Here is a 14,109-nt window from a genome sequence, read left to right as displayed (position 1 = left end):
ATCTCGGGATCCTTCCCGAGACCGCCGAGGCCCTTGAGGCCGTCGGCATCATCAGCCCTTTCCCCATCCAGGAGATGACGCTCCCGGTCGCTCTCTCGGGCACCGACGTCATCGGCCAGGCCAAGACCGGCACCGGTAAGACGCTCGGCTTCGGCCTCCCGCTCGTCGAGCGCGTGACCGTCCCCGCCGACGTCGAGGCCGGCCGCGCCAAGCCCGAGGACCTCACCGACGCCCCGCAGGCCCTCGTCGTCGTCCCGACGCGCGAGCTGTGCACCCAGGTCACCAACGACCTGCTGACCGCGGGCAAGGTGCGCAACGTGCGCGTCCTCGCCATCTACGGCGGCCGGGCCTACGAGCCTCAGGTCGAGGCCCTCAAGAAGGGCGTCGACGTCATCGTCGGCACCCCGGGCCGGCTCCTGGACCTCGCGGGCCAGAAGAAGCTCAACCTCAAGCACATCAAGGCACTTGTCCTCGACGAGGCCGACGAGATGCTCGACCTGGGCTTCCTGCCCGACGTCGAGAAGATCATGAACATGCTGCCGGCCCGCCGTCAGACGATGCTGTTCTCGGCGACCATGCCGGGCGCGGTCATCGGCCTCGCGCGCCGCTACATGTCGCAGCCCACGCACATCCGCGCCACCTCGCCGGACGACGAGGGCGCGACGGTCGCGAACACCGCGCAGTTCGTCTACCGCGCGCACAACATGGACAAGCCCGAGCTCGTCGCGCGCATACTGCAGGCCGACGGCCGGGGACTGGCCATGGTCTTCTGCCGTACGAAGCGCACCGCCGCCGACCTCGCCGACCAGCTCCAGCAGCGCGGCTTCGCCTCCGGCGCGGTCCACGGCGACCTCGGCCAGGGCGCCCGCGAGCAGGCGCTGCGCGCCTTCCGTAACGGCAAGGTGGACGTCCTCGTCTGCACCGACGTCGCCGCGCGCGGCATCGACGTCGAGGGTGTCACCCACGTCGTCAACTACCAGTCCCCCGAGGACGAGAAGACGTACCTGCACCGCATCGGCCGTACGGGCCGCGCGGGCGCCAAGGGCATCGCGATCACCCTCGTCGACTGGGACGACATCCCGCGCTGGCAGCTCATCAACAAGGCGCTGGACCTCAAGTTCAACGACCCGCCGGAGACGTACTCCACGTCCCCGCACTTCTTCGAGGAACTGAACATCCCCGCGGGCACCAAGGGTGTCCTGCCGCGATCGGAGCGCACCCGCGCCGGGCTCGCGGCGGAGGAAGTGGAAGACCTCGGCGAGACCGGCGGCCGTGGCGGTCCGCGCGGTCGTGGTGGTCGCGGTGACCGGGTCGAGGCCCGCCCCGCCGTCGACCGCGAGCGTCCGGCCCGTACGCCGCGCAGCCGTCGCCGCACCCGCAACGGCACGCCGTTGAACGGGACGCCGGAGACGGCCGGAGCGGTCGCGCCCAGCGAGGGCGTCGCGTCCGAGGACGCCGCCTCTCCCCGCACCCCGCGTCGGCGTCGCCGTACCCGCGCCGGTTCGGGCTCGGAGGCGGTCACGGCCGCGACGTCGGTCGAGCCGACCGCCGCGGAGGCCGCTGTGGCCACCGCGGAGGGCGCCGCAACCGAGGTCGACGAGGCCCCGGCCAGGTCGCGCCGTCGCCGGACGCGCAAGCCCGCCGAGGCTGCCGTCGCGCCGGTCGAGAGTGTCGTGAGCACGGAGAGCACGCAGACCGTTTCGGCCCCCGAGGCCGACACGGCCGAGCCCGTCACCAAGCCGCGCCGCCGTACCCGTAAGGCCGCGGAAGCCGTGGTCGACAAGGTCGAGGCCGCGCCGGAGACGGTGGTCGAGGCCGTGGTGACCAAGCCGCGCCGCGCCACCCGCAAGGCCGCCGAGGCCGTGGTCGACACGGTCGAGGCCACCGAGGCCACGCCGCGTCGCCGTACCCGCAAGACCGCCGAGCCCGCGGAAGCGGCAGTGGTGGTCGAGGTTCCGGCCCAGGAGGCGCAGGCCAAGCCGCGCCGCACCCGCAAGGCCACGGCTGCCGCCGAGGCGGCTGTCGACACGGCCGAGGGCATCGAGGCCACGCCGCGTCGCCGTACGCGCAAGGCCGTCGAGGTCGTCGCGGAGGCGCCGGTCGAGGCCGCCGAGCCGAAGCCGCGCCGCACGCGTAAGGCAGCGGTTGCCGTCGAGTCGGCGGAAGCCGTCGAGGCCAAGCCCCGCCGCACCCGCAAGGCCGCCGCATCCGCCGAGGTGGCCACCACCGGGATCCCGGCGCAGGCCGCCGGGGAGCCGGAGGCCAAGCCCCGCCGTCGTACCCGCAAGACCGCCGAGGCCCCGGTGGCCGCGTCGGAGACTGCGGAGTCGGCCGAGGCGAAGCCGAGGGTGCGCCGCGCCCGGAAGGCCGCGGCCACCGTGGAGTCCACGGAGAGCTGACGCCCCGCCCGTAGCAACGCCGACGGCCCGGCCCACCTCACGTGGGCCGGGCCGTCGGCGTTCTTCCGGCCGTGTCCACCCTGCTCCCGCCCGTTCACCGACCTCTCGCCATACGCGCCCTCCCGGCCCGATAACCTCAGCGCATGAGCAGGCCTGCCAGCTTCCTTCCGCCCCCCGGCGCCCGCGCGTACCCCTTGCGTACCGCGCGCGGTGACTTCGCCGTAGTCGATTCGCCGGTGGCCGCCGGTGTCGAACCGAGGGGCATCGCGCTGCTGGTGCCCGGGTTCACGGGGAGCAAGGAGGACTACAACCCGATGCACGAGCCGCTCGCGGCACGCGGGTACCGGACCGTCGCCGTGGACGGGCGGGGACAGTTCGAGTCCGACGGCCCCGTGGACGACGAATCGGCTTACGCCCAGCAGGAGTTGGCTCAGGACGTGCTCGCGCAGGCCGAGGCGCTCGACGCTCCCCTGCACCTGGTCGGACACTCGCTCGGCGGGCAGATCTCGCGGGCCGCCGTCCTCACGGACCACTCCCCGTTCGTGTCGCTCACCCTCATCGCGTCGGGCCCCGCGCAGATCTCCGTCTCCCAGGCGCAGCGCGTCAAGCTGCTGCGGGACGCGCTCGCCGTGATGACCATGGACGAGGTGTGGGACGCCATCCAGGCCATGGGCCCGCCCGAGGAGGTCGGCGGCCCCGCCCGCGGCCCCGGCAGCCAGGAGGAGCTGCGCCGCCGCTGGCTGACCACCAAGCCCGCCCAACTCCTCGCCACGGGCCGCCAGTTGTCCACCGAGCCGGACCGCGTCGACGAACTCGCCGCCCTCCCGCTGCCGTTCCACGTCCTGTCGGGGTCCCGCGACGACACCTGGCCGGTGACACTCCTCGACGACATGGCCGTACGACTGAACGCGCGCCGCACGGTCGTGGAGGGAGCCGAACACTCCCCCAACACGGACAACCCCTTGCCGACGGCCCGAGCGGTGGCCGACTTCTGGGACGCCACGAGCAACAACGCAAGCGGCAAAAAGGCCTAGCCAAGAGGCCTAGTACTGCGCTTGCAAGTGCTCCCAGAACCCGTCCCGCAGCGCGCGCCGCAGGTCCGCCTGGCCGCGCAGCGAGTACTGGAGCAACCCCTCCGCCTCCACCAGCAGATCCTGGTCGACGGAACCGGGGAGATAGGGATGTCCGGGCAGCAGGTCCACCAGGGCTTCCCGCCCCCGCGCCGCCAGCCACTTCGCCGCGACCTGGGCGCCCACGAAGCGCACGTCCTCGCGGGTGGGCCGGTTCGCGGTGGACTCGTAGGCGGGCGCCGTGCGCCGGGCGACGTAGGGCTTGAAGAAGTCGAGGTCGAAGGTGCGCTGGCTGTCGACCTCCCAGAGCAGGGGTTCGGCCTGGTTGCGGCCTTCGGGGGCCTCGATGCCCCACAGGTGCACGCGCGCCCCGTATCCCTGTGCCGCCTCCACCGCCGACACCAGGTCCTCGTCGCCGCCGATGAGGGCCGCGTCGCTGATGGCGCGGTGCCGGGCGAGTGACTCGAGGTCGGAGCGGATCAGTGAATCGACGCCCTTTTGCTGGTTGTTGGCGTTGAGGTTGCCGAGGCGGACCTTCACGTCCGGGAGTTCGGCGATCGACTGCTGCTCGGCGGTGTGGATGCGGCGCCGGGCACCGTCGTACCAGTAGACCCGCAGCAGCCGGCTGTCCGCGAAGATGGTGCGCGCCTTGTCGATGAGCGCCTCGATGAGCCCTTCGGCGTCGACGTCGAAGGCCCGCCGGTCCTCGGTGCCGGCGACGAGCCGTCCCGCGGCCGCGTACAGATAACCCGCGTCGACGAAGATCGCATGGGTCGAGGGCGTCTTCGCCACCTCGGCGAGCATGCGCTGGAGCAGCTCGTTCGTGCGGTCGATGCGGGCGCCTAGCGCCGCGTGGTCGTCGTTCATCGCCTCCATTGTCCCGGCGGTCACGCTGCGAACACAACCGGTCCCGCTCGGTCTTCACACAGCCTCTTACCGGTTAGTAATTAGCCGTTCGAAAAATTTCTTTAGCGTAGGGAATGTTTGTAACACGCAACCCGTTGAATACGAGTGGAACAGGGGGCACCGAAGCCTCGTGGGCCATCCCACCCAGTAGTTCTCCTCAGGAGGATGACCAGACGAAGGGAGAAGCCATGCGCTTCGAGATTCTGCGACTCGACGATGTCGACGGCACGCCCGTGGACAGCACCGTCGTGGACGCCGCCTCCGTCAACCGGATCGTTCAGCAAGCAGCGGCCATAGGCCAGCGGCTCTGGATCCGTCCGGCCGACAACTCGGCCTCATAACGGATCCCGACTAGGTTCTCGGGGCCCCGTACGGCAACCATGCCGTACGGGGCCCTGTGCGTTGTCCGGAGGCCCGCGCCTCAGCTCGCCTGGACCACCTGAGTGACCCCGTTGATGATCTGCTGCACGGCGATCGCCGACAGCATCATCCCCGCGAGCCGGGTGACCAGGACGACCCCGCCGTCCTTGATGACCCGGATGATCAGCAGCGAGTACCGCATCACCAGCCACAGCACGACATGGATGGCGAGGATCGCCACCCACACCGACACCTGCATGGCGACGCCGTCGGCCTTCTGCACGGCGAGGATGACGGACACGATCGCACCGGGCCCGGCCAGCAGCGGCATGCCCAGCGGTACGAGCGCGACGTTGACGTCCTTGGTCTGCTTCGGCTCGTCCGTCTTGCCGGTGAGCAGGTCGAGCGCGATCAGCAGGAGCAGCAGCCCGCCCGCGATCATCAGGGCGGGCACGGAGACGTGCAGGTAGTTCAGGATCTGATGCCCGAGCAGCCCGAAGACGGTGATCACACCGCCCGCCACACAGACGGCCTGGAAGGCCATCCGCTTCTGCACCTTCGCCGGACGACCGGCGGTCAGCGCGAGGAAGATCGGGGTGATCCCAGGGGGATCCATGATGACAAAAAGGGTCAGAAACAGAGAGCCGAAGACGGCGACGTCGAACATGATGCCTTGCAGAGAGAATAGGGAGAGAGGGGCGTGAGGGAGTCAGACCTCAGGCTCCGCCGGCCCCCGGCACCGGAAACGCCCCGGTCGCCCGCCGCGTGATCTCCCCGTACACCTCGGGGTCCGTCGTGTACTCGCCCAGCAGGACGGTCTTCCGGCTGCCGTGGTAGTCGCTGGAGCCGGTCGTCAGCAGACCCAGCTCCTTCCCGAGCCCCCGCAGCCGCTCACGCGCGTCCGGGTCGTGGTCCATGTGGTCGACCTCGATGCCGTCGAGGCCCGCCGCGGCCATCTCCGCGATCGCGGACTCGGGCACGGTCCGCCCCCGCTTGCTGGCGGCCGGGTGCGCGAAGACGGCGGCGCCGCCCGCGCCCTTGATCAGCCGGATCGCCTCGAAGGGGTCGGTCTCGTGCTTCTCCACGAAGGCCCGCCCACCGTCGGCCAGCCACTCCTGCGTGAACGCATCATTCACGGTCGGTACGACACCAAGCTCGACGAGCGCCGAAGCGACATGCGGCCGCCCCACGGACCCGTCCCCGGCGATGCGCTTGACCAGCTCCCACGTCACCGGCACGCCCAGCTCGTTCAGCTTGGCGATCATCCCCTTGGCCCGCGGCACCCGGTCGTCCCGCACCAACTCCCGCTCGGCGAACAACGCCGGCTCCTCGGGATCGAACAGATAGGCCAACATGTGCATGCTCACCCCGTCGATACGACAGGACAGCTCGGCCCCGGTGACCAACGTGAGCCCCTCAGGCAGCGCGCCAATCGCCTCGGCATACCCACGGGTCGTGTCGTGATCGGTGAGCGCCACAACGTCCAGCCCGGCCGCGGCAGCATTACGCACCAACTCGGCCGGCGTGTCCGTACCGTCGGAAGCGGTGGAGTGAGTGTGCAGGTCGATGCGCACGCGCGGGCTCCAGAGAAGACGGGGGACGGGGACACTCAAGGGTAACGGCCCCGATCACCCCTTACGAACGCCCCCTGAACCCACCTAAGGGGCGCGGGGCTGTATCAATATGCGGCTCCGCCGCGTGGGCGCGATCAGCCCCCACCGACCCGCACCCGACCACCGCCCCCAGACACCCCAGGCCCCTACGGCTCAAGCAGTCGCGGCGACAAGGCGCCACACGGCACCAGATCCACCTCGGCCCCCGCATCCCGCAAATCCGTAAGCACCAGCTCGTCATACATCAGCAACCCACTCTGCTCAGGCCAGACAACAGCCCAAAGCCACAACCCCCGCGCCTCCCCCGCGAACACGGCCCGGTCATCAGGCGAGTCGGCGACATGCCACAACGGCGTAGGCCGCCCCGCGGCAAGCACCTTCGCCTGAGGCGGCTTCTCCACATTCATGTACGGCCCAGGATCCGGCCCATCGACCCCGGCATACCGCGCACCAAGCCCGACCCCGAGCTCCTCGGCAACAAGGATCAGCTCCCCTATCCCGCCCAACGGCCCGGGGCCCGAGCACGCCACAGCGGTCGCGCGACCGCCACTGCGATCGTCACCCGCGCAGACCACGCCCGTGAACAGCCAGCCGACCGGCAGGGGCCACGGCATCCACACCGGCACCTGCGTGCGATGCACGACGACGCCGAGGGCCTCGACGCTGGGCGGGATCACAGGCTGCAGCGGGTGCACCGTGCCGTGGACATCGCACTGCCAGGAATCGGCGAAGAGTCCGGGAGCCCTGACCCGGCCACCGCACTTCGGGCAACTGGGTTCGCCCCTCATAGGGCCCCACGGTCCTACCCCATCTCCCCCACGTCAAGGACGATCACCCGTCCGGAGTGAGCCCCTCACCAGGCGAAACTAGATGTAGCTTGCATTAATTAACATGGCTAACTTATTATATGCATAAGCCAACCATCCCCATGCTGAGATTGGACGAAGACATGGACACCTTCGACGCGGGAGCGGGCAGCCTCCTGCGGCAGCCGAAGGCCGTGTGGGCCACCGCCGGCGCCTCGGTCGTCGCCTTCATGGGCATCGGACTCGTCGACCCCATCCTGCCGTCGATCGCCAAGGGCCTGGACGCCACGACCGGCCAGGTCTCCCTGCTCTTCACCTCGTACTTCCTGATCACGGCCGTCGCGATGCTGGTCACCGGCTTCGTCTCCAGCCGTATCGGCGGCCGCAAGACCCTGCTGCTCGGCCTTGCGCTCGTCGTGGTCTTCGCGGGCCTGGCCGGCACCTCGGACTCGGTCGCAGAACTCGTCGGCTTCCGGGCCGGCTGGGGCCTGGGCAACGCGCTCTTCGTCTCGACGGCCCTCGCGGTCATCGTCGGCGCGGCGGCCGGCGGCAGCGCGGCCGCGATCCTGCTGTACGAGTCCGCCCTCGGCCTGGGCATGGCGTGCGGCCCCCTGCTGGGCGCACTGCTCGGTGACGCCAGCTGGCGCTACCCCTTCTTCGGTACCGCGTTCCTGATGGCGATCGGCTTCCTCTGCATCACGGTGTTCCTGAAGGAGCAACCGAAGCCGGCCCGGAAGACCTCACTTCTGGACCCGATCAAGGCGCTCGGCCACGGCGGCCTGGCCTCGGCAGCCGTCTCGTCCTTCTTCTACAACTACACGTTCTTCACCGTGCTGGCCTTCACCCCGTTCGTGCTCGACATGACCCCGTACAAGTCGGGTGCCGTGTTCTTCGCCTGGGGTGTGCTGCTCGCCGTCTTCTCGGTGCTGGTGGCCCCGCGTCTCCAGGCGCGGTTCGGCTCGCTGAAGGTGCTGGGCGGCTCGCTGGTGCTGCTCGCCGTCGACGTGCTCGTCCTCGGTTACGGCAGCCACACCACGGCGATCGTCTGCACGATCCTCTCCGGCGCCTTCATCGGCGTGAACAACACCGTCTACACCGAGCTGGCCCTAGGGGTCTCGGACGCGCCGCGTCCGGTGGCGAGCGCGGGCTACAACTTCGTGCGCTGGTTCGCGGCGGCGGCCGCGCCCTTCTTCGCGCCGAGGATCGAGGAGTGGAGCGACATCCACATCCCGTTCGTGGTGGCGGCGGTCACCGCCGTCGTCGGCGCCGCGGTGGTCGTCGTACGGCGGAAGGCGCTCACGCACGACGCTGAGGAGTTGGCACCGAGGCACGCCACGGAAGACAGTGTCACCGTGTTCGCCAACTGACCGATTCCGGCCAGCGGTTGGTGAGATCGGTCACTCCGTCAGGTCACTCAAGCGGAACGGACCTGCGGGACGGATCCCGCAGGTCCGTTCCGTTGGTCAGCCAGCGCTCCTGGAGGGCCTGGGCTCCGTGCACCCGCTTCCAGGCGGCCTCGTTCGGGGTCATGGGGAGCAGCGGCAGGAAACGTACGGGGTCGAGCGGCTCGTCCAGCTCCAGGTCCTCGACCAGGCCGCCCGGCTCGGCGACCAGGACCGAGGTGAACGCGGCGCCGGGCCACAGGGGTTCGCCGACGTCGAGGGAGGCGCCGGGGGCCACGACCACGCCTTCGACCTGCGGAGACGCGGCGAGGACGGCGAGCGGGCGGAGCACCTTGTCGGTGTCGGCGAGGCCGCCGCGGACCGAGAGGACCAGCTCCGCGCGGGGTCCCTTGACGGGGTCGGCGAGGACGGCCGTGGGGTCGCTCATCGGCTGGGCGGACATGCCCAGCGTGGCGTAGCGGACGATGTCGCCCTCGGAAAAACGGAGCACCTCGACGCGGTCCGTGCCCAGGAAAGTGACCGCCGCGCGGGCGTCCGGTTCGCCCAGCGCGGAGCGCAACCGGGCCTCGACCAGAGGAAGAACATCAGCCATGTCGCGAGCATAGAACTCGTCAGTACCGGGCAAAGCAGCGCCTTGACACTTCGGTCGGCTGTTAGTCTTGCCCGGTGGTTCGGGGCAGCACGCATCGGCGTCGCTGACAAACCCCGACGCCGAATGGGACTCCCTTACGAGGGACCGGCCGGAGGAGGTGGGGCTGCAATGGATCGAAGTCGACCGTGCAGTAGCACCCGCTCTTCCCGCCGCTGATGTCGCTGCCCTGCTGCTAGCCGGCCGCCACCTCTCGCATGTACTTCACCGCGGAAGAGCCTCCGTCTTCGTTTTGCCTGATCTGTCTGTCCCACAGCAGTAGCTGAATCAGTAGCGAAGCTCGCCACCGCGATGGTGCGGTGCTCCCCGCTTTGTGGACGTGCCAAACATCCGTAGTCAGGACGTCCCCATTCCGGGTAGTTCCACCCGTTGTTGGAGCCTTTCGCTGCCTGCCGCGAAGGAGCCTGCCATGTCGATGATCCGCGACCTGCGTGCCGCCGTCCGCCCGTCCCGTCCCTCCCTCCGCAAGGACGGCGGCGCCTACGACACCACCCGCGACCCCTCGACCCCCTCCGCCGTCGTCGACTGCGCCATCTACCGCGACGGCGCCCGGGTCGAGACCCCGAAGCCGCTGACCCCGCACGAGGCGATGCGCCAGGTGCGGCGCGACGGGGGCTTCGTGTGGATCGGCCTGCACGAGCCGACCGAGGCCGAATTCTCCGGTATCGCGGGCGAGTTCGGGCTGCACCCGCTGGCCGTCGAGGACGCCGTCCAGGCCCACCAGCGGCCCAAGCTGGAGCGCTACGACGACTCGCTCTTCACCGTGTTCAAGACCATCCACTACGTCGAGCACGACGAACTCACCGCCAACAGCGAGGTCGTCGAGACCGGCGAGGTCATGTGCTTCACCGGACGGGACTTCTTCATCACCGTCCGGCACGGCGGCCAGGGTTCGCTGCGGGCGCTGCGCCACCGCCTCCAGGACGACCCCGAGCTGCTCGCCACGGGCCCCTCGGCGGTGCTGCACGCCATCGCCGACCACGTCGTCGACGGCTATGTCGCGGTCGCCGACGCCGTGCAGGACGACATCGACGAGGTCGAGACCGAGGTGTTCTCGCCGGGTCGCAAGGGCGGGGCCTCGCGGGGCGTCGACTCGGCGCGGATCTACCAGCTCAAGCGCGAGGTGCTGGAGTTCAAGCGCGCGGTCTCCCCGCTGCTGCGTCCCATGCAGCTGCTGAGCGAGCGCCCGATGCGGCTGGTCGACCCCGACATCCAGAAGTACTTCCGGGACGTCGCCGACCATCTCGCCCGCGTCCAGGAGCAGGTCATCGGCTTCGACGAGCTCCTCAACTCCATCCTCCAGGCCAACCTCGCCCAGGCGTCCGTCGCGCAGAACGAGGACATGCGGAAGATCACCTCGTGGGCCGCGATCATCGCCGTACCGACGATGGTCTGTGGCGTGTACGGCATGAACTTCGACTACATGCCGGAGCTGCGCTGGAAGTTCGGCTACCCGCTGGTCGTCGGCGTCACGGTGGCCCTCTGCCTCGGCATCCACCGCACGCTGAAGCGCAACGGCTGGCTGTGAGCGGCCTCGTTAGTCTTCTCCCATGACTAGCGAGCTGCTCGACCAGGCCCTCGTCGAGGAGGCCACGAAGAAGTCCGACCTCATCTGGGTCAGGGGTCCCGGCTTTCCGGCCCGCGCCCTCTGGCATGTCTGGCACGAGGGCGCGGCCTGTCTGATCGGCGACGGGCCCGGCGAGCAGCCGCTGCCGGGGCTGACCGACGGCGCCGAGGCCGAGGTCACGGTCCGCAGCAAGGACAAGGGCGGTCGGCTGGTCTCCTGGACGGCGAAGGTCGTGGAGCTCACGCCGGGCTCCGAGCCCTGGCAGGCCACAGTCGCCGAGCTCAAGGGCAAGCGCCTCAACGCCCCCGACGGCGAGGCCATGCCGGAGCGCTGGGCCCACGAGTGCCGGGTGCTGCGCTTGGAACCGACGGGGACGACGGCCCCCCTGCCCGACAGCGCCCTGGCCGAGGCACCGCTGCCGACCCCGGCGACGACCCGCGAGCCGATCCCGGCGGGCCTGCCGCGGCTGCTGGCGAGGAAGAAGCGCAAGCGGGCCTGACGGGGGTACTGCTACGACGTCGGCAGCTGCTTGCCGTAGTCCACCGTGTCGCTCTTCTCCGGCTCTTTCAGGGCGATGTCCTTGTCCCAGCCCGAGAAGGTCAGCGTGCCCGCGCCGGCCGCGCGTTCCAGGCGGAGCGGGTACGGCTTGCCCTTCAGGGAGACGTCCAGGGTGCCGCCGGAGCCCTCGTCGCCGGTGATGCGGATGGTGGGGGTGCCGGCCTGGTCGTGGTAGCCGTCGGTCGCGAGCGTGCCGTGCAGGGTCAGGAGGCCCGAGAGGAGGACGTCCTTGTCGGTGAAGCCGCTGAAGCGCTTGTACGAGGGGTCGCCCTGCGGCACCTTCACGTACTTGCCGTCGAGCTTGCCGGCGGCCGCCGCGTCCCCGTCGCCGCCGACCGCGTGGGTCCAGAAGTCCGAGTCGGCCTTCAGATACAGCTCCTCGCCGATCCGCAGCAGCCCGAAGGTCGCCTCCTTGGAGGTGACCGAGCCGGTGCCGCCGTCGGACGTGAGGCGCATGTCGAGCTTGTAGGTGGCCCCGTTGGTGACCACGGTTCCGGCCAGGCGCACCGTGTCGGCGGACTCGGCCGCCGTGCGGGTCCTCGACTGGATCTTCGCCGCCGGCAGCTTGCCGACCCCGTTCGTGCCCTCGTCCGGGTCCGAACTGCATCCCGTCAGCCCCGTTCCCGTCACGACCAGTGCGCACATCGCGCTCACCAGTGCGGTCCGGCGGGTACGGCCCTGGGGAATCGCAGTCACAGGTGGGGCTGCCTTTCTGACGGTGTGCGGCGCGGCGTACGGCAGCGTACCGGGGCCGTCGGGCAAGAGCGGAGCCCGCTCGTCCGGACCGCTCACCAGGGCGTATCCGATCGGGACGGGCTAGCCTGAAGCCCACCCAGGAGGACAAACCGGCGCATACACGGGCTACCAGCGCTAGAACGCGAAGGAGGCGCGGCCATGGCGGCGGGCACCACCCGGATCTTCGTCTCGCACCTCTCCGACGTCCCCGTCTTCGATCCGAACGGCGACCAGGTGGGCCGCGTGCGCGATGTGGTCGTCATCCTGCGCGTCGGCCGGCGGCCCCCGCGCGTGCTCGGGCTGGTCGTCGAACTCTCCACCCGGCGCCGCATCTTCCTGCCCATGACCCGGATCACCGGCATCGAGTCCGGCCAGGTCATCACCACGGGCGTGCTCAACGTCCGCCGCTTCGAACAGCGCCCCACCGAACGCCTCGTCTTCGGCGAGCTACTGGACCGGCGCGTCACGCTGGAGGAGACCGGCGAGGAGGTCACCGTCCTCGACCTGTCGGTGCAGCAGCTGCCGGCCCGCCGCGACTGGGAGGTCGGCCGCGTCTTCGTCCGCAAGGGCCGCAAGAGCAGCGCCTTCAGACGGGCCAAGGGCGAGACGCTGACCGTGGAGTGGTCCGCCGTCACCGGGTTCTCCCTGGAGGAGCACGGACAGGGCGCGGAGAGCCTCCTGGCCACCTTCGAGCAGCTGCGCCCCGCCGACCTCGCCAACGTCCTGCACCACCTCTCCCCCAAACGCCGCGCGGAGGTGGCCGCGGCCCTCGACGACGACCGCCTCGCCGACGTACTCGAAGAGCTGCCGGAGGACGACCAGATCGAGATCCTCGGCAAGCTGCAGGAGGAGCGCGCCGCGGACGTCCTGGAGGCCATGGACCCGGACGACGCGGCCGACCTGCTCTCCGAGCTCCCGGAGGACGACAAGGAGCGGCTGCTGAACCTGATGGAGCCCGCCGACGCCGCCGACATGCGCCGGCTGATGGCGTACGAGGAGCACACGGCCGGCGGTCTGATGACCACCGAGCCGATCGTGCTGCGCCCCGACGCCACCGTCGCCGACGCGCTCGCCCGCGTCCGCAACCCCGACCTCTCCCCCGCCCTCGCCGCCCAGGTCTACGTCTGCCGCCCGCCCGACGAGACGCCGACCGGCAAGTACCTCGGCACGGTCCACTTCCAGCGCCTGCTGCGCGACCCGCCGTACACCCTGGTCAGCTCGATCCTCGACGACGACCTGCAACCCCTCGAACCGGAGGCGGCCCTGCCGCTGGTCGCCGGGTTCTTCGCGACGTACGACATGGTCGCGGCGCCCGTCGTCGACGAGGCGGGGTCGCTCCTTGGCGCGGTGACCGTGGACGACGTACTGGACCACATGCTGCCCGAGGACTGGCGGGAGACGGAGTTCCATCTGGAGGAAGACGAAGACGAAGGGGCGGCGCCCCATGGCACCTGAGCGCGAACCCGGCGCCTCCGCCCGCGAGCGGACCCCGGCGGGCGCCACGGCCGCCACCCGCCCTCGCACCCTCCGTCTCGACCAGCCCCGCCCGCCCCGGCGTCGGCTCCTGCCCGAGTGGGACCCGGAGGCGTTCGGGCAGTTGTCGGAGCGCATCGCGCGGTTCCTGGGCACCGGGCGGTTCATCGTCTGGATGACGGTCGTCGTCATCGTGTGGGTGGGCTGGAACGTCTTCGCGCCCCGGGGCCTGCAGTTCGACGAGTTCCCGTTCATCTTCCTGACCCTGATGCTGTCCCTCCAGGCCTCCTACGCCGCCCCGCTGATCCTCCTCGCGCAGAACCGGCAGGACGACCGCGACCGGGTCAACCTCGAACAGGACCGCAAGTCGAACGAGCGGTCGATCGCCGACACCGAGTACCTCACCCGCGAGATCGCCGCCCTGCGCATGGGCCTCGGGGAGGTCGCCACCCGCGACTGGATCCGCTCCGAACTCCAGGACATGATCAAGGAACCGGACGAGCGGCACGACGGCCGCGTCGTATTCCCGGCAGAACGCCCGCGCCGGCGTGATGTAGACGACCGCTGACG

14 protein-coding genes are annotated in these 14,109 nt (G+C 70.3%); 8 read left to right on the top strand and 6 right to left on the bottom strand.

The window, feature by feature from the left end; all coding sequences use genetic code 11:
• The first annotated feature begins 74 nt into the window (after nt 1-74).
• On the top strand, nt 75-2,399 hold the full coding sequence (locus tag AC5DRG_RS34905; protein WP_491803557.1) for a DEAD/DEAH box helicase: 2,325 nt from the start codon (nt 75-77) through the stop codon (nt 2,397-2,399).
• Between the two features lie 143 nt (nt 2,400-2,542).
• Nucleotides 2,543-3,433: an alpha/beta fold hydrolase gene (locus AC5DRG_RS34900; RefSeq protein WP_491803556.1), complete on the top strand. Its 891-nt coding sequence runs from the start codon at nt 2,543-2,545 to the stop codon at nt 3,431-3,433.
• A 9-nt stretch (nt 3,434-3,442) separates the two neighbouring features.
• Here the strand turns inward: AC5DRG_RS34900 and AC5DRG_RS34895 are convergent, their stop codons facing one another.
• On the bottom strand, nt 3,443-4,336 hold the full coding sequence (locus AC5DRG_RS34895) for an NYN domain-containing protein (protein ID WP_491803555.1): 894 nt from the start codon (nt 4,334-4,336) through the stop codon (nt 3,443-3,445).
• Nucleotides 4,337-4,563: 227 nt separating this feature from the next.
• On the opposite strand from AC5DRG_RS34895, the gene AC5DRG_RS34890 reads away from it, so the two are divergent.
• Entirely contained in the window at nt 4,564-4,716 is a 153-nt protein-coding gene (locus AC5DRG_RS34890) for a DUF8834 family protein (protein ID WP_491803554.1), read from the top strand.
• A gap of 80 nt (nt 4,717-4,796) precedes the next feature.
• Here AC5DRG_RS34890 and AC5DRG_RS34885 read toward each other — a convergent pair whose 3' ends face one another.
• The 3 genes from AC5DRG_RS34885 to AC5DRG_RS34875 form a co-directional block, all read right to left on the bottom strand.
• Nucleotides 4,797-5,402, bottom strand: a complete 606-nt coding sequence (locus tag AC5DRG_RS34885) for a MarC family protein (RefSeq protein ID WP_491803553.1) — start codon at nt 5,400-5,402, stop codon at nt 4,797-4,799.
• A 49-nt stretch (nt 5,403-5,451) separates the two neighbouring features.
• Complete coding sequence (locus AC5DRG_RS34880) at nt 5,452-6,309, bottom strand: PHP domain-containing protein (RefSeq protein ID WP_491803552.1); 858 nt, start codon at nt 6,307-6,309, stop codon at nt 5,452-5,454.
• A gap of 185 nt (nt 6,310-6,494) precedes the next feature.
• Nucleotides 6,495-7,136, bottom strand: coding sequence for a DUF6758 family protein (locus tag AC5DRG_RS34875; RefSeq protein ID WP_491803551.1), 642 nt, complete (start codon nt 7,134-7,136; stop codon nt 6,495-6,497).
• Nucleotides 7,137-7,297: 161 nt separating this feature from the next.
• Here AC5DRG_RS34875 and AC5DRG_RS34870 point away from each other — a divergent pair, with 161 nt between their 5' ends.
• The gene (locus AC5DRG_RS34870; protein ID WP_491813242.1) at nt 7,298-8,521 is read left to right on the top strand and encodes an MFS transporter; all 1,224 of its coding nucleotides are present in this window, start codon (nt 7,298-7,300) and stop codon (nt 8,519-8,521) included.
• Between the two features lie 43 nt (nt 8,522-8,564).
• Here AC5DRG_RS34870 and AC5DRG_RS34865 read toward each other — a convergent pair whose 3' ends face one another.
• Nucleotides 8,565-9,149 (bottom strand): suppressor of fused domain protein, encoded by a 585-nt coding sequence (locus tag AC5DRG_RS34865; RefSeq protein ID WP_491803550.1) that lies wholly within the window; start codon nt 9,147-9,149, stop codon nt 8,565-8,567.
• Nucleotides 9,150-9,615: 466 nt separating this feature from the next.
• Between AC5DRG_RS34865 and AC5DRG_RS34860 the strand changes: the two genes are divergently transcribed.
• Both AC5DRG_RS34860 and AC5DRG_RS34855 read left to right on the top strand, forming a co-directional pair.
• Nucleotides 9,616-10,734, top strand: a complete 1,119-nt coding sequence (locus AC5DRG_RS34860; protein WP_491803549.1) for a magnesium and cobalt transport protein CorA — start codon at nt 9,616-9,618, stop codon at nt 10,732-10,734.
• Between the two features lie 22 nt (nt 10,735-10,756).
• Nucleotides 10,757-11,272, top strand: a complete 516-nt coding sequence (locus AC5DRG_RS34855; RefSeq protein WP_491803547.1) for a hypothetical protein — start codon at nt 10,757-10,759, stop codon at nt 11,270-11,272.
• A gap of 11 nt (nt 11,273-11,283) precedes the next feature.
• Here AC5DRG_RS34855 and AC5DRG_RS34850 read toward each other — a convergent pair whose 3' ends face one another.
• Entirely contained in the window at nt 11,284-12,027 is a 744-nt protein-coding gene (locus AC5DRG_RS34850; RefSeq protein WP_491803546.1) for a hypothetical protein, read from the bottom strand.
• A 198-nt stretch (nt 12,028-12,225) separates the two neighbouring features.
• On the opposite strand from AC5DRG_RS34850, the gene AC5DRG_RS34845 reads away from it, so the two are divergent.
• Both AC5DRG_RS34845 and AC5DRG_RS34840 read left to right on the top strand, forming a co-directional pair.
• A complete protein-coding gene (locus tag AC5DRG_RS34845; RefSeq protein ID WP_491803544.1) occupies nt 12,226-13,521 on the top strand; it encodes a magnesium transporter MgtE N-terminal domain-containing protein in 1,296 nt (431 codons plus the stop codon).
• Complete coding sequence (locus AC5DRG_RS34840) at nt 13,511-14,107, top strand: DUF1003 domain-containing protein (protein ID WP_491803543.1); 597 nt, start codon at nt 13,511-13,513, stop codon at nt 14,105-14,107. Before AC5DRG_RS34845 ends, AC5DRG_RS34840 begins: the two co-directional genes overlap by 11 nt.
• Nucleotides 14,108-14,109 lie beyond the last annotated feature (2 nt).

Source organism: Streptomyces sp. JLBG701 (assembly GCF_058544905.1).
Note: the sequence above shows the minus strand (reverse complement) of the source record. Positions and strands in the feature narration are given on the sequence as shown.